This is a genomic window from Pseudoduganella sp. UC29_106 (assembly GCF_044055365.1).
Taxonomy (GTDB): Bacteria; Pseudomonadota; Gammaproteobacteria; order Burkholderiales; family Burkholderiaceae_D; genus Rugamonas.
Map to the genome: position 1 here is coordinate 2,013,675 of NZ_CP171977.1, position 18,116 is coordinate 2,031,790.

The window sequence follows — 18,116 nt, forward strand, 5'->3', positions numbered from 1 at the left end:
TGCGACAATAGACGGCTCATCCATTCAGAGATCACGCCATGAGTCACCCGGAATACATCCTCACGCTATCCTGCCACGACCAGCGCGGCATCGTTCATCGCGTTTCGGGATTCCTGGCTGAGAATGGCTGCAATATCATTGACTCGGCCCAGTTCGGCGACCAGGAAACGAAGCGCTTCTTCATGCGCGTGCACTTCGCGCGCGAGGATGCCGGCGTCACCGACGCCGACTTGCGCGCCGCCCTGGGCCAGGTGGGGGAGGCGATGGGTCTCGAATGGGAATTGCACGACGCCGGGCGCAAGCCGCGCGTGCTGCTGATGGTGTCCAAGATCGGCCACTGCCTGAACGACCTGCTGTTCCGCTACAAGAGCGGCCTGCTGCCGGTCGAGATCCGGCCATCGTGTCCAACCACATGGACTTCTACCAGCTGGCGGCCAGCTATAACATTCCCTTCCACCACCTGCCGCTGGCGGCCGGCGCGCCGGAATCGGCCAAGCAGGCGCAGGAAGCGCGCATCATCGAGCTGCTGGATTCGCACCAGATCGACCTGGTGGTGCTGGCGCGCTATATGCAGATCCTGTCGCCGTCGCTGTGCACTCGTCTGAAAGGGAAGGCGATCAATATCCATCACTCCTTCCTGCCCAGCTTCAAGGGCGCCAAGCCGTATGCGCAGGCGCACCAGCGCGGCGTGAAGCTGATCGGCGCCACGGCACACTTCGTGACCGGCGACCTGGATGAAGGTCCGATCATCGAGCAGGACGTCGAGCGCGTGGACCATTCGATGGACGCGGAGACGCTGTCGGCCATCGGCCGCGACGTCGAATGCGTGGTGCTGGCGCGCGCGGTGAAATGGTTCACCGAGCACCGCATCCTGCAGAACGGTCACCGCACCGTTATTTTCAAGTAAATTGTTTTCATGGCTCTCAAATCTACAATCTATAAGGCAGAACTCTCCGTTGCGGACATGGACCGCAATTACTATGGCACGCACTTGCTGACCCTGGCGCGTCACCCGTCCGAGACGGACGAGCGCCTGATGATCCGCATCCTGGCCTTCGCCATCCACGCCGACGAAAGGCTGGTCAACGCCAAGGGCATTTCCGACACCGAGGAACCGGACCTGTGGCAAATGGACCTGACCGGCGCGATCCAGCTGTGGATCGAGGTCGGCCAACCGGACGAGCGCCGCCTGCTGAAGGCTTCCGGCCGCTCGGAGCAGGTAATGGTCTACTCCTATAGCAGCGCCTCGCCTGTCTGGTGGAAGCAGCTGGCCTCCAAGATCGACCGCGCGAGGAATGTCAGCGTGATCAATATCGACCCCGAGTCCTCCGCCGCGCTGGAGAAGATGGCCCAGCGCACCATGCAGCTGCAATGCACGATCCAAGATGGCCAGATCTGGCTGACTGATGGCGAGACAACCGTAGAAGTGCTGCGCGAGGTGTGGAAGGCCTGACGCGCGCAAAGGAGGAGTGTGCATCGGCTGCGCAGCGTCCTGTTAGTTATCGGCACGGCGATCGTGTTCGCCGTCTGTGCGGCCATGCTCGGCCAGGTCATCGGCTTTTCATCGCCCTGGCTCGCGCTGCTGCTGATGTTCTACTTCATGGCGCTGGCCAAGCTTGCCGAGCCGTTCTTCATGTTGCCCATGCCGGGTGCGCTCCTTCGGATTCGCCCCTGGGAGCAATCCGGACGACTCTATCGTCGGCTCGCTGTCCCCCAATTCGGCAGCGTCCTGCGCAACACGCCGCTGCGCTACTTCAATGCGCAGGTCTACTCGTCCGGCGCCGACGACCTCCTCAGCCTCCACCGCCGTCTGCTATCTGTCGAAGCCACTCATTTCTGGGCGGCCGTGCTCTTCACACCCTACATTGCCTTCCTCTTCCTCCGCAGCCAACCCGGCCTGTCCGCGCTCTTCCTGCTCATCCAGTTGCTCGTTAACGTCTATCCCATCCTCCACCTCCGCTCCGCGCGCAGCCGTCTGGCGACTTTGCTAAAGCGGCAGCAGGCGCGCGCAACGCGGGTGTGTAACACTCGTCTGCCCGAGGACGACACTTCGGCATGTTAAATTTATGAAAGCACCAATAAAAAAGACAATGCAGAAGCTTGATTGGCAATTAGATGGAGAGTGGCAGCCGCATTCTCACTCTGCAGTTTTCACGACTGAAATAACGTCGGCAGGAACAGCGCGGCTACTTGCCGGAGTTCCTGTTGGTGACTTTTGCGTACCTGCGCAGCTTATCAAATGCCTGGCTCCACCGTTTTTCGTCCTGTACGTATTGCACACTCCGCGTGGTGAAGGTACTCCCGGACGATACCAAAGTCCGCAGCTCAGCGGCGATGAGCTGCAAGCATTCCTTGATCGCTTCGCTTCGTTCTTCGCAGGTGATTCGCGTTTCGATCTTCGGGTGCATTCACCTGCAACAAAGGGCACGATTGTCTGGGATCGTCACAACCTGGTCTATGGTTACGGCCCGATTGAATGTTTCTGCGAAGTTCTTCAATCGATTAGTTTCACGGATGGCGTTCCTATTGTGCCGACGCCGCACGCGCACCACTATCGCCAGCAATTCGACGGCGACGCCAAGGCTTTGTTATCCATGTTTCCCTGGCAGATCTTCCCGCTTCAGCCGCAAGATGAGCAATGAAACTATACTGCCATCGAAACCGCACTTTTTGCGGTCTGAATAAAGTCAGGAGTCCAGATGCCAGCCATCGGTTTTTAGTCATTACAATTTGCGCGCCGATCGAGCGTTGCTCGACGAATTGCGTGATTTTTACTGTGAGGTCGTCGGCCTCGAAGTTGGCGACCGTCCGCCTTTCCGCAGCTTTGGCTACTGGCTTTATGCCGGAGGACAGGCCGTCCTGCATCTGTCAGAGTCAAGGCCAACCGAAAATAGGCCGGCCCAGCCGGTCGGCACATTCGACCATGCTGCCTTCCAATGTACCGGCCGGGCGGCCTACGAGCAGGAGCTCACCAGGCGGGGCATCCAATATAGGACCGCCCTTGTCCCGGAAACCCAGCTGCTTCAACTGTTTTTCAGTGACCCAGCGGGCAATGGCGTTGAGCTTAACTTCGAAAATGAAGACGCCTAAGCGCTTATTGCGAGGCGTTCGGCGACGTCGGGCTAAGGATATGCATGATGGCACGATAAGTCTTGTACGCGCGGCAGCTTCCGGCTCCGGTCGCCGTTGAAGCGGCGCTTACGCTGCTGGATATTCCGTTCGAGCCTGATCGAGGGGGAAACGTGGTCGTCCGAGGCGGCGCGTGGGCGGGTTGCCGGGCAGAACGCGATGCGGCAGACAGCGACCCGCGCGTGAAGGCTCTTTCGGAGAGGCGCTTCCCATGATGAAGTATGCAATCGCTTTGTTTTTCATGCTGAACGGCGCTGCTCAGGCGGTGACGCAGGAGGAGGTGGCGGCGGGCGGCGCGGCTCTATCGCGAGCGCATCGAGGCACTGCGGGCGGCGTATCGGCTGGATCGGACGAGCGCTTTCAGGCGCGGGTGGAGCGCGTCGTGCGGCCGCTGATTGCGCAGGCGATGCGCGATTACCCGGCGGCCGCCAGCTTCTCATGGGAGGTGCAGTACGACGCCGGACGGCGACCCGAATGCATCATCAATGGCAGGCGGACTGCTGCTGGTCGGCGGTGAGCACGTGTCGGAGCTGGGCCTGAACGACGCGGAGCTGGCGATGCTGCTGGCGCATGAAATCGCGCATTCGGTGTTGCTGCATAATCTGCGCGAGGCGGAGGAGGCGATAAGGCTCGATCCTGCGTGGTCCAGGCGGCCGTATGCAGAGCTGGAACATGCGATTGACAACGATGGTTCGCTGATGCGGGCGCTGGGTGGATTCAATGCGGCGTGCGAAGAGGAGGCGGACCGCGAGGGGATGCGGCTGGCGTGGCGCGCCGGGTGGCCGGCCGAGGCGCTGGCGGGCTACTTCCGCAAGCTGGCGCGCAATAGCCGATCGCCGAATTTGAGCAGCGCGGAACATCCGTCGCCGAATGCTCGGTGGCAGGCGGCGCGCGCGCTGGCGCGACAGCTCGACGCCGCGCGGTAGTGGCCGGGCGCTTGTGCCTGCGGGGCTGCGGGCGCCGGCAGCATACACGGGCATCGGCTATAATCCAGCCCATGCGACTGAAATCGAAATCGAGGCTGATGTTCATCTGGCTCGCCTGCCTGGCGGTGCTGCTGAACGCGCTCGCGCCTTCGATTTCGCATGCCGTGGCCCTGGCAAAAGGCAAGCCGCGCGTGTGGGAGATTTGCCTGAACGACGGTACCCGCATCAGCGGGACCGGCGAGCTGACGGCGGAGACCTTCCGAGCGCTGACTGACCGCAGCAAGCCATCCAAGTCCGCGCCGGTCATGGCAATGGACATGGCGGATTGCGCATACTGCCTGCCGCACGCCGGCAGCACAGGCCTGCCGCCATCCGACGCAATGCCCGCACTGGCGGCGGCCGAGCCGAGCCTGCGTCCACTGCTGTTCTATCAATCTCCGGCGCCGCTGGAAATCTGGGCAAGCGCCAACCCGCGAGGTCCGCCACGCTCCTGAACCTATTTTTCAATAACTTCAGGAGCAAATAAATGAACAAGCAAATCCTCGCGTTCGCAATGGCGATCGCATTCGCCGCTGGCGCCAACGCCCAAGTCACCGTCAAGGATCCGTGGATCCGCGCCACCGTCCCCGCCGCCAAGGCATCGGGCGCTTTCATGCAGCTGCAGTCCGCACAGGACGCGCGCCTGGTCGAAGTCCGCACTCCCATCGCCGACGCTGAAATTCACGAGATGAAGATGCAGGGCGACCGCATGCAGATGTCGCATGTGGAAGGCATCGATCTCCCTGCCGGCAAGCCGGTCGCGCTGGCATCGGGCGGGTACCACGTGATGCTGATGCAGCTGAAACGGCAGCTGAAGAGGGCGAAACCGTGCCTCTGACCCTGGTGGTCGAAAACAAGAAGGACAAGAAGCGCAGCAACGTGGAAGTGCAAGTCCCCGTCAAGCCTCTGAGCTACAGCCCGGCCGCTGCCGGCGCTCACGCGCAACACTAAGGGGCCAGCCATGAAACGTATCGTTATTGCTGCAGCCGCGCTGCTGGCAGCGTCCGCGCACGCCCATATCACGCTGGAAACAGAAACCGCCACGGCGGGCAGCTATCAGAAGCTGACCTTCCGTGTGGACATGGCTGCGCAGGCAGCGCCACCCGTGAAATCACCGTCACGCTGCCGGAAGGCGTGAAAGGCGCCAAGCCAATGCCGAAGCAGGGCTGGCAAATCAAGACCACGCCGACCAGCGTGACCTGGTCCGGCGGGCCGCTGCCGGACGAGTATTACGATGAATTCGTGATGCAGGTAAAGCTGCCGGCCGACACGGGTACTCGCTACTTCAAGGTCATGCAGGCTTGCGTGAAGGGCAGCGCTGCGTGGACGAGACGCACGCCCGGCGGCAAGAATCCCGCGCCGGTGCTGGAGATCCAGCCTGCCGCTGCAGGCGAACACGCGCACCACTAAGGAGACGCCATGCAACTGCAATATAAACCGCTGGCAGCGATGCTGGCGGCGATTGGCTTCGCCTGTCCGGCTTATGCGGACCACGTGGTGACGATCAATGGGGGCGTCCGACATCGCTCCCGACCCAGATCCCGACCACGATCGAGGGCATCACCGGTGCCCAGATCGAAGACCGCATCAACGCGATCGACAGCGAGGATGCGCTGAAGTACCTGCCCAGCCTGAACGTGCGCAAGCGCTATCCGGCGACTACGACCACGCCGTGCTGGCCAGCCGTGCTTCCGGCACGGGCAATAGCGCGCGTTCGCTGGTCTATGCGGACGGCATCCTGCTTTCCAATTTGCTGGGTAATGGCGCCACGTTCACGCCGCGCTGGGGGCTGGTCACGCCCGAGGAAATCGAGCGGGTAGACGTGTTGTACGGACCGTTTTCGGCGGCGTATGCGGGTAACTCGGTCGGCGCGGTGGTGGATTACCAGACGCGGATGCCAAGCCAGCTCGAAGCGCATATGAAACTCAGTGCCTTTACGCAGGGCTTCGAGCAGTATGCGTCGGACTCGCGCCACTATGGGCGCAACGGCAGCGCGTCGCTGGGGAATCGCAATGGCGCGTTGTCGTGGTGGGTGGATGTGTCGCGCCTGGATAGCGATGGTCAGCCGCTGGCGTTCGTCACCAAGCTGGCCTCCGCCGGGGTGACGCCGGCGCCGGGCGCCGCAACGGGCGTGCCGGTCACCGGCGCCGTGGCCGACCGCAATCCATCGAACAAGGACTGGTTCATCCTTGGCAGCACGAATCAGATCAACACGAAGCAGGATCATGCCAAGGTCAAGCTGGCCGTATGATCTGTCGCCCACGCTACGCGCCAGCTACACGCTGGGGTGGTGGCAGAACGATGCCACGCGCAATGTCGAATCGTATCTGCGCGATGCGGCGGGCAACCCGGTCTACAAGGGCGATATCAATATCAATGGCAAGCGCTTCACGGTTACGCCAGCCGATTTCGCAACCAGCAAGGGCGATCTTGAGCACATCATGCAGGGCTTGTCGCTGAAGACGCACGGGCGCTGGCAGCTTCGACTGGGAAGTCGGGGCCAGCAAGTACGACTATGTGCGCGATGTGGTCAATCAGAGCGGCATCGTGACCGACCTGGAAAGACAGCGGCTGGAATACCCTGGCGCTGAAGGGCAGTTGGCGCCCCGGCGGGGGCATGCACTGGACTTCGGCGTGCAGCGGGACACGGCCAAACTGCGGTCGCGCGTCGGCGGCACGGTGTTCAACGGCAGCACGCGGCTGGAAGCGCTGTATGCGCAGGACACCTGGCGCATCAACGAGGACTGGAAAGCCATGCTGGGCCTGCGTGCCGAGCGCTGGACGGCGTTCGACGGCAAGCTGTCGGGCGTGCCGTTCGGCGAGCGCCGCGAAAACAGCACGTCTCCGAAAGCGGCGCTCTCCTGGCGGGCGAACGAGTTGTGAGATGCTGAAAGGTTCCGCGGGCCGCGCCGTGCGCAATCCGACGGCGGCGGAATTGTTCCGGGTTCGGTGGTGGACGGGAGAATCCTCAACAACGATCCCAACCTGCGTGCCGAAAAATCCTGGACCAGCGAACTGACCGCCGAGCGCCTGACCACGAAAGGCAGCCTGCGTGCCACCGTCTTCCACGAAACCACGCGCGATGCGCTGTATTCGAGCCGCTCACGCCGACCGTGAGCACCGTGCAAAACGTGGGCAAGATCCGTACGACGGGCCTGGAACTCTCGCAGCAGGAAGACGATGTGCTGGTGCATGGCCTTTCGATCAGCAGCAGCCTGACTTATGCCGATTCGAAGATCGTCAGCAACGCCAGGCTGCCGGCCAGCGTTGGCAAGCGACAGCCGCGCGTGCCGGACTGGCGGGCGACCTTCCTGGCGTCCTATCACGTGGGCAGCACTGGACCACGAGCTTGGGCGCGCGCTACAGCGGCAAGCAGTACGGCACGCTGGATAACAGCGATCCGAATGGCTTCACGTACACGGGGGTGTCGGATTACTTCGTGGTCGATGCGCGCGTGCGCTACCGGTTTGACAAGAACTGGTCCGCGTCGGTCGGGGTGGATAACCTGAACAACAAGAAGTACTGGGCCTTCCACCCCTACACACAGCGTACCGTCAGTGCGGAACTGAAGTACGACTTGTAAAAACTTACTGCGGCGCCCCGCTCAGGCGGCGGATGCTGCCGGAACCCATGATCGATTTGCTGATCTGCGGGTCGCCGTAGTAGGACACGTCGCCGGAACCGGCCACGCTGACGGAGAGCGACTGCTTGGCCCACACGGTCGCCTGGCCGAGCCGCCACTGCTCACGCTGACATCGCGGCTCGCCCAGCTGGCCGGTGCCCCACCTTGCCGGAACCGCCGATCGATACGGCCAGGTGCTCCGTATGGCCGCTGGCTTTCAGGTTGCCGCTGCCGCCCAGCGACACTTTTACCGATTCTGCTTCCAGCCCGCGCACATTGATGGAGCCGGAACCGCCGACGTTGAAGGACAGGCGCTGGCCGCGCAGGCCCTCGGCATCCAGCATCGCCGGAACCGCCGACGGATATGCTTGTCGATCTTGCGGGCGCTGATGAAGATCTTCATGCCGCGGGTATTGAGTTGCAGTTCCTTGCGCACTGGGCGGATCTTCAGGGTGCCGCCTTCGATCACGGTTTCGATCAGCGGCTGCAGATTGTCGTCGACTTCGATGGTCACGTTGTCGGAGCCGCCGATGCGCACTTCCACGCTGCCCGGCATGCCCAGTTCCAGGCCTTCGAAGGGGCTGACGTCACGTGTTTGTTTTAACAATGGCCCCGCTGCCATGAACCTTTTCGCCTGCAAACCAGCCCGGCGAGGCGGATACCTGCGCCACCGGAGCCACGGCGGCGATCAGGCCGATCGCCAGCACGATTTTGCGCACTGCAGCAGAAAATTCCATCATCATCTCCTTTAAGCTTCAATATTTGATGATGGAATGATAGTTCAGGGGAGCCTGCTGCCGCCTCACGATTGCGACAGGCTGCACTCAGCGGGTAACAGAATGCAAATGGGTGGCGTTGGGGCGGACCTGCCCCGGGCGACACAGCGGCGGATCAATGATCCGCTTCGTTCCGGCGGCGCCTGTTTCTCAGCATCGGCCCTTGAACATCGTAGGCGACTTCCCCGTTACAGGCGATGCTCAGGCGATGTTGCTCTTCACAGCCGTCCAGCTCCTGACGGTATTGTTCAACGCGCTTCATTTCGGCTTTGATCATTGGCCACAGCCATGTATCCAGCTGGTCGTTCAGGATATTCAGCGCCTGCCCGGTCGAGGCAAAGACAGGTTTGCCGTCATAGCGCTCATTCAATGCCGCTCGGATGCGCTGCTCCACCTTCGGTAAATGCTCAAGGTAGAGTCGTACATGATCCATCTCGTGCGCAAGTACCGTACGATAAGGACAGCCGCTCGGTGTGAACTCACGCGCCACATACACGTGCAAAGGGAGATACCGAAGCTCTATTTCGACTCGGGGAGCGATGCACCACGCCCCGATTCGACGTCCACCAGCACTTTGCCGTCCGTATCCAGCTGGACGCGGGACGTCGCCGAGGTCAAACCCAAAGTCATGTCACCTTGAATTGCGTGCATGCGGCGCTGGAATAGGACCCTGGTCGAGACGGTGTTGTCGACGCGATAACCGGAATGGACGGAGCGGATGGTGAAATTAGGCTGATCTCTGAAGCGCAGCGCTGCTCGAAGGTTTGAGCCGCGGCGGACGTAGCCAATCCAGCAAGTGCGGCAGCAAGCAGGATGGCGCGAGTAGCAGGCATGATCGGATCCCCCTGAAATTCATTCTACGCTCAAAGTGGGACGGGTCAACTGTTGTACCTAGGATGCAAGGGTCTTATATCCGTTGCGCAAATGAAATAGAATCATGGCAAGCTGTACAAAACCACCAGAGGAAGCAGAGGCACATGGAAAACTCGCAAATTCGGACCCTGTCCTATATCGAGAACGAAGATCATCCGGTATTTGGCACCCTGGTCGAACAGATCCTGCACCTGCTGAACTCAAAACTGGTATTCAGCGATATCCTGATCCATCAGAACAGCCCCTTGCTGCTGCGCCAGCCGAAAGGCATGGTGGCGGTGAGCGATTCGCCGATCACGCGCGAGGAGCTGGAGGAATTCTTTGAAGTGGTGGAGCCGAACTGGCGTGAGCGCATCCAGGACCGCGCCTTCGACCGCGCGATCGACCTGCACACGGCGCGCATCCGCGCCAACTGCTTCTCCTTCCAGGGCAAGAAACGCCTGGGCTGCGTGGTGCGCCGCTTCCCGCGCGAACCGCTGCCGCTGGCGTCGCTGGGCCTGCGTCCGAACGAGACGCAGTTCGCCCACCTGACCAGCGGCCTGCTGCTGATCATCGGCGACACCTGCCAGGGCAAGTCCACCACCATCGCGTCGATGCTGGACGAGATCAACAAGACCCGTTCGGGCCACATCATCACCATCGAGGACCCGGTCGAAACCCTGATCCCGCAGCGCAAATGCGTGATCACCCAGCGTGAGGTGGGCTTCGACGGCGACGTGGAAACCTTCGATCTGGGCGCGAAGGATGCGCTGCGCGAGCGTCCGGACGTGATCGTGATCGGCGAGATCCGCGATGCCGAAACGGCGCGCGAGGCGCTGGCGCTGGCGGAATCGGGTCCGCTGGTACTGGCGTCGCTGCATGCCCGCTCCACGGAGCTGGGGCTGCAAAAGATGATGCGCTTGCTGGGGAATTCGGAATCGCAGAACCAGGCGCTGGCGCATGCGCTGCGCGGCGTGCTGTGCCAGGCTTTACTGCCGGCGCAGGATGCGGACGGCTATTACCTCGCCACCGAGTCGCTGACCGTGAATCCGGAGGTGAAGGATTTGATCGAAGGAGCGAATTTGTCCGGTATCCGGCAGCTCATGGAGCATAAGGATTCGGAAGGGTGCCATACGATGAACGCGGCATTGCGCGTGCTGCTGGCCAGGAAGAAGGTCAGCGTGGATGATGCGCGCAATGCGACCACGGACCGGATCGGGTTCGCCGACGTCAATTAAAACCAACGGCGGAAACCTGGTGTCAGGCACGATGTGCCTGACACCTGCTTTAGGCCGTGGGTTTTAATCGAGCGGCACGTTGCGGTAACGGTTCACGTCCACGCTCGAAACAGGGGGCGCGTTGTTGCCCCAGGCGCTGCGCAGGTAACTGACCACCTGCGCCACTTCCAGATCGTTCAGGGAATGGCTGAACGGCGGCATGCCGTATGGCCGCGGATTACCGGCCGTGCCCGGCGCGAAGCCGCCATTCAGCACAATGCGGATCGGATTCACCGCCTCGTCCATGGTCAGCGCGCGGTTGCCGGACAGCGGCGGGTAGTGCGGCGGAATGCCTTCGCCCGACTCGCCGTGGCAGTCCATACAGGCCTTGCGGTAAATCTTCTCGCCAGCAGCCAGGAAGGCAATGGCTTCCGCCTCCTTCGAGCGCTCATACTGCGGGCGTCCCTCATGCTCGGCCGGCAAAGACTTCAGGTACACGGCCATCGCGCGGATATCTTCGTCGCTAAGGTGCTGCAGGCTCTCGCGCACCACTTCCGCCATCGGACCGAACACCGTGGCGCGCGGCGAAATCCCCGTCTTCAGCAAATCGGAAATATGCTCGACCTGCCAGTTGCCCAGTCCCGCTTCGGCATCGGAAGTCAGCGAAGGCGCATACCAGCCCAGCACCGGAATCAGGCCGCCGGACAGGCTGTTGTCGCTGGCGCCCAGCACATTGCGGGTACTGTGGCAAGCCACGCAGTGACCAAGGCCGTTTACCAGATAAGCGCCGCGGTTCCAGTCGGCGGGCTTGGACTTGTCCGCTTCATACACGCCAGGTTTGAAGAAGAGTGCCCGCCACACGGCCAGGCCGATCTGCTGGTTGTAGGGGAAGCGCAGCTGGTGCGGCTGGCTGGCGCGCTTCACGGCCGGAACGGTCTGGAAGTAGGCGTACAGCGCATCCGAATCGTCGCGAGTAACGGTGGTGTAGTTCGTGTAGGGGAAGGCCGGATACAGCAGGCGGCCGTCACGGGACATGCCGTTGTGCAGGGCATTCCAGAAGTCGTCCGCGCTCCAGCGGCCAATGCCGGTCGCGGCATCGGAGGTGATGTTGGGCGAGACCACGCCGCCGAACGGCGTTTGCAGCGTGCGGCCGCCCGCATACGGCGCACCGCCGCGCGTGGTGTGGCAGGCCATGCAGTCGCCGGCCTTGGCCAGGTAGGCGCCGCGCGCGACTTTGTCCGCGGCGGACATGGCCTTGGAAGCCGCACTCGGTGGCGGGCCCGCATCGCGCCGGGGCCAGATGTAGATAGCGGCCGCAACGATCAGCAGCGCAACGATAGCGATGATGGTTTGAATTATTCTTTTTCATGACAAATCAGCTTTGTGGAACGCCGCCGCATTTAACCCAGCGCGGCAGGACTTCGGTGCCGACGGGGCGGGCCTCGGCATCGGCCGGCTGGCTCGCCAGCCAGCCCGACACCGCGGCCACATCGGCCTCGCTCAAGCGGTTGGCAACGTCGGCCATGCAGTCCGGTTCATGCGCCTTGCGCACCTTGTTGCGCCATGCTCCGAATTGCGCATTGATGTAATCTCGCGGCAAGCCAAGCAGGCCAGGGATCGCGGGCGCAACGCCGGTCAGCTTCTCGCCGTGGCAGGCGATGCAGGCCGGGACCCTCTGCGACTGGTCGCCCTCGTGCACGATGACGCGTCCGCGCTCGATCATGGCCGGCGTGGCGCTGTTCGGCGCCGGAGGCGGGTAGGGCGGGTGCAGGTCGGAGAAGTACTGGGCGATTTCGCGCAGGTAGGCGTCCGGCAATTGTTCGACCATATAGGACATCATCGGATACTTGCGGCGGCCTTCACGGAAGTTCAGCAGCTGGTTGTACAGGTAGCCGGCCGGCTTGCCGGCGATGCGGGGAAAGAAGGCGTCGCCTTCTTCCTTGGCCTTGTGGCAGGCCACGCAGGCGGCCACGCGCTGCTCCATGGTGTCCGGCAGCTTGGCAGGAGCAGGAGGCGCCGCATGGGCCAGCAGCGGCGCAGCCACAAGCAGGACGATTGATGAGAAAATTCGCATGATGCATCCGTTATTCTTGGTGTATGCCAAGGATACGCCTGCTCGCCGAAGAATGACAGGATCAAAAGTGGTAGGAAAAGAGGGGATCAGTTTGAAGCTGTATGAGGCGCTGGCCGACGAACTAGCGGAATTGATGGCCAGTGGCGTGCTGCGCGAAGGCGAGCGGCTGCCCTCGGTGCGGCAGCAGCAGGAGCGGCGCGGCGTCAGTCCTTCGACCGTGTTCCAGGCTTATTATCTGCTCGAGGCGCGCGGCCTGATCGAGTCCCGTCCGCGCTCCGGCTATTACGTGGCGGCGCGGCGCGCTCCGCCGGCTCCCGAGCCGGAACCTTCGAGGCCGGACCCCGCATCGACCCGCGTCGATGTCAGCGAGCTGGTATTCAGCGTGCTCGATGCCAGCCGCGTGCCGGACATCGTGCCTTTCGGCTCGGCCTTCCCCAGCCCCTTGCTGTTCCCGCTTGAAAAGCTGGCGCGCGCTGCCGCCACCAGCCTGCGCCACATCGACCCATGGAGCACGGTGGCGGACCTGCCGCCGGGAAATGCGGAACTGCGGCGCCAGATCGCGCTACGCTACCAGCTCGATGGCGTGCAAGTGCCGGCTGACGATATCGTGATCACCAATGGCGCCCTGGAAGCGCTCAACCTGTGCCTGCAGGCGGTGGCGCGCCCCGGCGATACGGTGCTGATCGAGTCGCCCAGTTTTTACGCGGCCCTGCAGGCGCTGGAGCGGCTGGACCTGAAGGCTGTGGAAGTGGCGACGCATCCGCGTGATGGCATTGACCTGGATTCGCTGGCTGCGGCATTGGCGCAGCACCAGCCCAAGGCGTGCTGGCTGATGACCAGCTTCTCCAATCCCCTGGGCAGCCTGATGCCGCCGGCGAAGAAGCAGGCCCTGGTCGAGCTGCTGGCCGCGCACGGCGTGCCGCTGATCGAGGACGATGTGTACGGGGGAACTGTATTTCGGTGCGCAGAGGCCCGCGCTGGCCAAGCGCTTCGACACGCAAGGCCTGGTCATGCATTGCAGTTCGTTCTCGAAGTCGCTGGCGCCGGGATTCCGTGTCGGCTGGGCCGCGCCGGGCCGTTTCGCGCGCGAGGTCGAGCGCCTGAAAATCACGACCAGCCTGGCGGCCGCCATGCCTTCGCAGCTGGCGCTGGCGGCCTACCTGGGGCAGGGCGGCTACGAGCGCCACCTGCGTCAATTGAGGTCGGCGCTGGCCGCGCAGCAGCGCTGCATGCTGGATGCGATTACCCAGCACTTCCCGGCCGGCACACGCGTGACGCGTCCCGAAGGCGGCTATTTCCTTTGGCTGGCCTTGCCCGAGCAATGCGACGCGCTGGAACTGCATCGGCAGGCGCTGGCGGCAGGCATCAGCATCGCACCGGGGCCGATGTTCAGCGCCAAGCGCGAATTCAGGAATTGCATCCGGCTGAATTATGGGCACATCTGGGATGAGCGGCATGCGGCCGCCGTTGCCACGCTGGGCCGGCTGGCTTGTGCTCAGTCGGCTGGCCTGGAAGGCTGCGCGGCCTGAGCCGGCGCTGCCTGACGCGGCGCGCGCTTTGGCTTCTGCGGCTTGGGTGGACGGATGGGCGGCAGCACATTGCCCGCCGCAATCCAGTGGCGGAACACGCGCAGGGCCACCTGGGCGTCGTCCGCCGCGTAGAGGATCTGCTTTTCACTGAGGCGCGGCGCGGCCCAGTTGGTGGTGGAAATCTTCTTGGACTTTTGCAATGCCTGGCCAAAGAACTTGGCTACCGCGCTCTTCGCGCCCAGGTCATTCTTCTGGCCCGGCACGCGCAGCACCACGGACAGGTCGACCACTTTCAGCGGCTCGATGCCCAGCTTGGCGCGCACGCGCTTGATATCGTCGGTCAGGCCGAAGCCCACTTTCAGCGTCGATTCCGATTGCAGGATGGCGCGCAGCGTGGGCAGGAAGGGTGTGGGATCGGCGCCGACCTGGAACAGCCAGGCGTGCTTGTCGTCGGCCAGCTGCACCAGGTGCGGGCCGTCCGAGCTTTCACCTTTGACAAAAGTGGGGCGGGATTCGGTATCGAAACCGATCGCGTCCGCGGCCAGCAGGGCCGCCTGGGCGGCGGCTGCGTCGGCGGCGGACTTCACGAGCCGTACGTCGTCCAGTCGAATGCCGGGGTAGGGTGGCAGTTCGGGGGCGGTTTCCGGCGTGTCGATCATTTGCGTGAGAATTTGGCGGTCAGCGCTTCCAGCTTTTCCTGGCGGCGTTTCGCGGCTTCCTCGGCGACCGCGGCTTCGCGCTCTGCCTTGCGGCGCTCGGCTTCCTTCTTGAAGCGTTCCTGCAGCACTTCCTTGGCATGCTTGCGGTGGGTGTCCGTCACTTCGGCGCCGGTGCTGCCGTCCAGGTTGTAGCGCACGGTCGCTTTTTCCATGCCGCGCAGATAACGCTGCGAGCTGGTATGAATGCCCAGTGCGGCACGCATCAATTTACGGTTGATATCCGGGATGGCCGCCACAATCTGCTTGTCGATGCCGATAGAGAGGGGCAGACAATCGCGGAAGGGAGCGTAATCTTGCTGCAATTGCTTGAGCAGGGAACGTGCAGACTGCGAAGCAGGCTGCGCTACTGCTTGCGGCGCGGCCGGAGTTTCGGTGGCCGGTGCCTGAGGGGTAGTGCTAGTGTTCATTGACTTCAGGGGTTACTCGGAAGTCGCCAGCATACCATGCACAAGGGGTAGACGCATTGCATTTCCTGCCATGATGTTGTTTTGCTCAGCGAAATGGCACGTGCGGCGCGCGCACAAACTGTGTATAATGATCGACGCACCAAATGCAGCACGGTGCTGATTCAGTTTGGTAAAGAGTTGTAGACCGGGGCCGCGCCGCCCTTAGTAGTCCAGCCGCAGGGCATGTGCCCTCTCTTCTATTCAGCACTGAATACATAGCGGAACGAGGCCCGTACAACGGGCTTTTTTCATTCCGGATGATCCCAACCCGAACAATCGAGTTGTGTGCCTGTTGGCGCACAAAGGAAGATATTCAATGACGAAAACGCCGAAAACCCTTACGTTGTCCGCCAAGAAGCCGGCCGCTGCCGCCAACCTGGCTGTACCGAAACCTACTTTATCGTATGTGATCGACAACGCGCAAGAGGAAGCCGGCAAAGTCACCGTCGTCAAGAAGACCCGTCGCCTGGCCGCTGTGCCGGTTGAGTCGCCGGTGGAAGCCGCGTCCGAGGTGAAGGTGAAGACTGTGCGCAAGACCGGCGCCGCCAAGCCGGCGCCGCTGGCTGCCGCCGTCGAAGAAGCGCCCACCGGAACGCCGGACCGCCCGAAGGTGACCCGTGCCCGCAAGTCCAAGGTCGAAGCTGCGCCCGTGACCAGCGGTCCGGCCGCCGTGACCGAAGTGAAAGATGCCGCCGTACTGGCGTCCATCGATACCTCCGGCTACCTGCTGCCGCAAGTGAAGGTGCCGGGCCGCCGCGGCCGCAAGCCGAGCGAGTTCACGCCCGAGAACGATGAAGTGGCGGCACTGAACGCCGTGGAACGCGCCGAGATGAAGGCGGCGTCCAAGGCGCGTGAGCGCAAGGCCAAGGGCCTGGACGCGCTGAGCATGGCCGATGGCTCCTCCGCGGAGGAGATGGAAAAGCGCCGCCTGCAGTTCAAGAACCTGATCAATCTGGGCAAGGACCGCGGCTACCTGACCTACGCCGAGATCAATGACCACCTGCCGGAAAACATTGTCGATCCTGAAGCGATCGAAGGCATCATCACGACCTTCAACGACATGGGCATCGCGGTCTATGAGCGCGCTCCGGATGCGGAAGCGTTGCTGCTGAGCGATAACGTGCCGGCTGCTGCCAGCGACGATGAAGTGGAAGCTGCCGCGGCGACCGCGCTGTCCACCGTGGATTCGGACTTCGGCCGTACCACCGATCCGGTGCGCATGTATATGCGTGAGATGGGCGCCGTGGCGCTGCTGACCCGCGAAGGCGAGATCGAGATCGCCAAGCGTATCGAAGGCGGCCTGCGCGACATGATCCAGGCCATCTCCGCCTGCCCGACCACCATCGAAGAAATCCTGTCCCTGGCGACGAAGATCGAAAACGATGAAATGAAGGTCGACGACGTGGTCGATGGCTTTGTGGACCTGAACGAAGTGAACGTCCCGGCCGCTCCGGCGCGTCACGTTGCGCCCTCCAGCGATGAAGACGAGGAAGAAGAAGAGCTGGACGAGGACGAAGACGGCGACGCCAACGGCGGTGCGGCCGGCTTCTCCACCGAACAGCTGGCGCAGCTGAAAGTCGACGCGCTGGAAAAGTTCGCCCTGATCTCGTCGCAGTACGACAAGATGGGCAAGGCGAGCTACGGCTCCGCCGCTTATCAGAAGGCGCAGGACATCATCTCCAACGAGTTGCTGGGCATCCGCTTCACCGCGAAAGTGGTGGAAAAGCTGTGCGACACCCTGCGTTCGCAGATGGAACAGGTGCGCTCGATCGAACGCGCCGTGCTGGAACTGTGCGTGAACCGCTGCGGCATGCCGCGCGCCCACTTCATCAAGGTCTTCCCGGGCAACGAGACGAACCTGGATTGGGTGGACGGCGAAGTGGCCGCGGGCCATCCGTATTCCGCTGTGCTGGGCCGTAACGTCCCTGCCATCAAGGAACTGCAGAACAAGATGATCGACCTGCAGGAGCGCGTGAAGCTGCCGCTGGCCGACCTGCGCGTGATCAACAAGCAGATGGCAGCCGGCGAGAAGCGCGCCCGCACCGCCAAGCGCGAAATGACCGTGGCTAACCTGCGCCTGGTGATCTCGATCGCGAAGAAGTACATCAACCGCGGCCTGCAGTTCCTGGACCTGATCCAGGAAGGCAATATCGGCCTGCTGAAGGCGGTGGACAAGTTCGAATACCGCCGCGGCTACAAGTTCTCGACCTATGCGACGTGGTGGATCCGCCAGGCCATCACCCGTTCGATCGCGGACATGGCCCGTACCATCCGCGTGCCGGTGCACATGATCGAAACGATCAACAAGATGAACCGCATCTCGCGCCAGATCATGCAGGAAACCGGTTCCGAGCCGGATATGGCTACCCTGGCGGTGAAGATGGAAATGCCGGAATCGAAGGTTCGCGAAATCATGAAGATCGCCAAGGAGCCGATCTCCATGGAGACGCCGATGGGCGAGGATGGCGATTCCCAGCTGGGCGACTTCATCGAGGACAACACCACGCTGGCGCCGCTGGACGCCGCGATGCACGCCTCGATGCGCAATGTGATCAAGGAAGTGCTGGACTCCCTGACCCCGCGCGAAGCGAAGGTGCTGCGCATGCGCTATGGCGTGGAAATGTCCAACGACCACACGCTGGAAGAAGTGGGCAAGCAGTTCGACGTGACCCGTGAACGTATCCGCCAGATCGAGGCGAAGGCGATGAGCAAACTGCGCCAGCCTTCGCGTTCGGACAAGCTGAAGACTTTCCTGACCCAGGGTTGATCGAAAAGGGACGCTTCGGC

The 18,116-nt window shown here is 62.6% G+C and carries 26 protein-coding genes and 3 pseudogenes; 20 read left to right on the forward strand and 9 right to left on the reverse strand.

What is annotated here, in order from left to right:
• Positions 1 to 38 precede the first annotated feature (38 nt).
• The 17 genes and pseudogenes from purU (at position 39) to ACHMW6_RS10515 (ending at position 7,677) form a co-directional block, all read left to right on the forward strand.
• Positions 39 to 907: pseudogene (gene purU / locus ACHMW6_RS10435) on the forward strand (formyltetrahydrofolate deformylase).
• A gap of 9 nt (positions 908 to 916) precedes the next feature.
• Positions 917 to 1,453: a YaeQ family protein gene (locus ACHMW6_RS10440; RefSeq protein WP_395407017.1), complete on the forward strand. Its 537-nt coding sequence runs from the start codon at positions 917 to 919 to the stop codon at positions 1,451 to 1,453.
• Between the two features lie 18 nt (positions 1,454 to 1,471).
• Entirely contained in the window at positions 1,472 to 2,062 is a 591-nt protein-coding gene (locus tag ACHMW6_RS10445; protein ID WP_395407018.1) for a hypothetical protein, read from the forward strand.
• A 28-nt stretch (positions 2,063 to 2,090) separates the two neighbouring features.
• Positions 2,091 to 2,642 carry a hypothetical protein gene (locus ACHMW6_RS10450; RefSeq protein ID WP_395407019.1) on the forward strand — a complete coding sequence of 184 codons (552 nt, stop codon included), beginning with the start codon at positions 2,091 to 2,093 and terminating at the stop codon, positions 2,640 to 2,642.
• Positions 2,643 to 2,748: 106 nt separating this feature from the next.
• Complete coding sequence (locus ACHMW6_RS10455) at positions 2,749 to 3,090, forward strand: VOC family protein (RefSeq protein WP_395407020.1); 342 nt, start codon at positions 2,749 to 2,751, stop codon at positions 3,088 to 3,090.
• A 250-nt stretch (positions 3,091 to 3,340) separates the two neighbouring features.
• The gene (locus ACHMW6_RS10460; RefSeq protein WP_395407021.1) at positions 3,341 to 3,646 is read left to right on the forward strand and encodes a hypothetical protein; all 306 of its coding nucleotides are present in this window, start codon (positions 3,341 to 3,343) and stop codon (positions 3,644 to 3,646) included.
• Positions 3,615 to 4,055 (forward strand): M48 family metalloprotease, encoded by a 441-nt coding sequence (locus ACHMW6_RS10465; protein WP_395407023.1) that lies wholly within the window; start codon positions 3,615 to 3,617, stop codon positions 4,053 to 4,055. The genes ACHMW6_RS10460 and ACHMW6_RS10465 overlap by 32 nt, the downstream gene beginning before the upstream one ends.
• Positions 4,056 to 4,153: 98 nt before the next feature.
• The gene (locus ACHMW6_RS10470) at positions 4,154 to 4,549 is read left to right on the forward strand and encodes a DUF2946 domain-containing protein (RefSeq protein WP_395407024.1); all 396 of its coding nucleotides are present in this window, start codon (positions 4,154 to 4,156) and stop codon (positions 4,547 to 4,549) included.
• A gap of 32 nt (positions 4,550 to 4,581) precedes the next feature.
• Positions 4,582 to 4,932, forward strand: a complete 351-nt coding sequence (locus ACHMW6_RS10475; RefSeq protein WP_395407025.1) for a copper chaperone PCu(A)C — start codon at positions 4,582 to 4,584, stop codon at positions 4,930 to 4,932.
• Positions 4,923 to 5,045 (forward strand): hypothetical protein, encoded by a 123-nt coding sequence (locus ACHMW6_RS10480; protein WP_395407026.1) that lies wholly within the window; start codon positions 4,923 to 4,925, stop codon positions 5,043 to 5,045. The genes ACHMW6_RS10475 and ACHMW6_RS10480 overlap by 10 nt, the downstream gene beginning before the upstream one ends.
• 10 nt (positions 5,046 to 5,055) lie before the next feature.
• Complete coding sequence (locus ACHMW6_RS10485) at positions 5,056 to 5,232, forward strand: hypothetical protein (RefSeq protein WP_395407027.1); 177 nt, start codon at positions 5,056 to 5,058, stop codon at positions 5,230 to 5,232.
• Positions 5,196 to 5,504, forward strand: a pseudogene (locus ACHMW6_RS10490) (DUF1775 domain-containing protein); the annotation flags it as partial. The gene ACHMW6_RS10485 and the pseudogene ACHMW6_RS10490, both read left to right, overlap by 37 nt.
• Before the next feature lie 262 nt (positions 5,505 to 5,766).
• Positions 5,767 to 6,345 (forward strand): TonB-dependent receptor plug domain-containing protein, encoded by a 579-nt coding sequence (locus tag ACHMW6_RS10495; protein WP_395407028.1) that lies wholly within the window; start codon positions 5,767 to 5,769, stop codon positions 6,343 to 6,345.
• On the forward strand, positions 6,320 to 6,685 hold the full coding sequence (locus tag ACHMW6_RS10500; RefSeq protein WP_395407030.1) for a hypothetical protein: 366 nt from the start codon (positions 6,320 to 6,322) through the stop codon (positions 6,683 to 6,685). The genes ACHMW6_RS10495 and ACHMW6_RS10500 overlap by 26 nt, the downstream gene beginning before the upstream one ends.
• A gap of 7 nt (positions 6,686 to 6,692) precedes the next feature.
• Positions 6,693 to 6,977 (forward strand): TonB-dependent receptor domain-containing protein, encoded by a 285-nt coding sequence (locus ACHMW6_RS10505; protein WP_395407032.1) that lies wholly within the window; start codon positions 6,693 to 6,695, stop codon positions 6,975 to 6,977.
• A 69-nt stretch (positions 6,978 to 7,046) separates the two neighbouring features.
• Positions 7,047 to 7,211 carry a hypothetical protein gene (locus tag ACHMW6_RS10510; protein ID WP_395407034.1) on the forward strand — a complete coding sequence of 55 codons (165 nt, stop codon included), beginning with the start codon at positions 7,047 to 7,049 and terminating at the stop codon, positions 7,209 to 7,211.
• A gap of 178 nt (positions 7,212 to 7,389) precedes the next feature.
• The gene (locus ACHMW6_RS10515; RefSeq protein ID WP_395408575.1) at positions 7,390 to 7,677 is read left to right on the forward strand and encodes a TonB-dependent receptor domain-containing protein; all 288 of its coding nucleotides are present in this window, start codon (positions 7,390 to 7,392) and stop codon (positions 7,675 to 7,677) included.
• Between the two features lie 4 nt (positions 7,678 to 7,681).
• Here ACHMW6_RS10515 and ACHMW6_RS10520 read toward each other — a convergent pair whose 3' ends face one another.
• The 5 genes from ACHMW6_RS10520 to ACHMW6_RS10540 form a co-directional block, all read right to left on the reverse strand.
• Positions 7,682 to 7,813: a hypothetical protein gene (locus ACHMW6_RS10520; protein WP_395407035.1), complete on the reverse strand. Its 132-nt coding sequence runs from the start codon at positions 7,811 to 7,813 to the stop codon at positions 7,682 to 7,684.
• Positions 7,814 to 7,838: 25 nt separating this feature from the next.
• Positions 7,839 to 8,060, reverse strand: coding sequence for a GIN domain-containing protein (locus ACHMW6_RS10525; protein WP_395407037.1), 222 nt, complete (start codon positions 8,058 to 8,060; stop codon positions 7,839 to 7,841).
• On the reverse strand, positions 7,964 to 8,338 hold the full coding sequence (locus tag ACHMW6_RS10530) for a GIN domain-containing protein (protein WP_395407038.1): 375 nt from the start codon (positions 8,336 to 8,338) through the stop codon (positions 7,964 to 7,966). The genes ACHMW6_RS10525 and ACHMW6_RS10530 overlap by 97 nt, the downstream gene beginning before the upstream one ends.
• Positions 8,304 to 8,453 (reverse strand): hypothetical protein, encoded by a 150-nt coding sequence (locus tag ACHMW6_RS10535; protein WP_395407039.1) that lies wholly within the window; start codon positions 8,451 to 8,453, stop codon positions 8,304 to 8,306. The genes ACHMW6_RS10530 and ACHMW6_RS10535 overlap by 35 nt, the downstream gene beginning before the upstream one ends.
• Positions 8,454 to 8,607: 154 nt before the next feature.
• On the reverse strand, positions 8,608 to 8,925 hold the full coding sequence (locus ACHMW6_RS10540) for a hypothetical protein (RefSeq protein WP_395407040.1): 318 nt from the start codon (positions 8,923 to 8,925) through the stop codon (positions 8,608 to 8,610).
• A 544-nt stretch (positions 8,926 to 9,469) separates the two neighbouring features.
• Between ACHMW6_RS10540 and ACHMW6_RS10545 the strand changes: the two genes are divergently transcribed.
• Entirely contained in the window at positions 9,470 to 10,582 is a 1,113-nt protein-coding gene (locus ACHMW6_RS10545; RefSeq protein WP_395407041.1) for a type IV pilus twitching motility protein PilT, read from the forward strand.
• A gap of 63 nt (positions 10,583 to 10,645) precedes the next feature.
• On the opposite strand, the gene ACHMW6_RS10550 is transcribed toward ACHMW6_RS10545, so the two are convergent.
• Together ACHMW6_RS10550 and ACHMW6_RS10555 are read right to left on the reverse strand one after the other, a co-directional pair.
• Positions 10,646 to 11,920, reverse strand: a complete 1,275-nt coding sequence (locus ACHMW6_RS10550; RefSeq protein ID WP_395408576.1) for a c-type cytochrome — start codon at positions 11,918 to 11,920, stop codon at positions 10,646 to 10,648.
• Between the two features lie 16 nt (positions 11,921 to 11,936).
• Positions 11,937 to 12,635, reverse strand: coding sequence for a c-type cytochrome (locus ACHMW6_RS10555; RefSeq protein WP_395407042.1), 699 nt, complete (start codon positions 12,633 to 12,635; stop codon positions 11,937 to 11,939).
• Between the two features lie 91 nt (positions 12,636 to 12,726).
• Between ACHMW6_RS10555 and ACHMW6_RS10560 the strand changes: the two are divergent.
• A pseudogene (locus tag ACHMW6_RS10560) lies at positions 12,727 to 14,164 on the forward strand (PLP-dependent aminotransferase family protein).
• Here the strand turns inward: ACHMW6_RS10560 and ACHMW6_RS10565 are convergent.
• Positions 14,131 to 14,823, reverse strand: coding sequence for a 3'-5' exonuclease (locus ACHMW6_RS10565; RefSeq protein WP_395407043.1), 693 nt, complete (start codon positions 14,821 to 14,823; stop codon positions 14,131 to 14,133). The pseudogene ACHMW6_RS10560 and the gene ACHMW6_RS10565 sit on opposite strands and share 34 nt — an antisense overlap.
• The gene (locus ACHMW6_RS10570) at positions 14,820 to 15,290 is read right to left on the reverse strand and encodes a ProQ/FINO family protein (protein ID WP_395407044.1); all 471 of its coding nucleotides are present in this window, start codon (positions 15,288 to 15,290) and stop codon (positions 14,820 to 14,822) included. Before ACHMW6_RS10570 ends, ACHMW6_RS10565 begins: the two co-directional genes overlap by 4 nt.
• Positions 15,291 to 15,645: 355 nt before the next feature.
• On the opposite strand from ACHMW6_RS10570, the gene rpoD reads away from it, so the two are divergent.
• Positions 15,646 to 18,096, forward strand: a complete 2,451-nt coding sequence (gene rpoD, locus ACHMW6_RS10575; protein ID WP_395407045.1) for an RNA polymerase sigma factor RpoD — start codon at positions 15,646 to 15,648, stop codon at positions 18,094 to 18,096.
• Positions 18,097 to 18,116 lie beyond the last annotated feature (20 nt).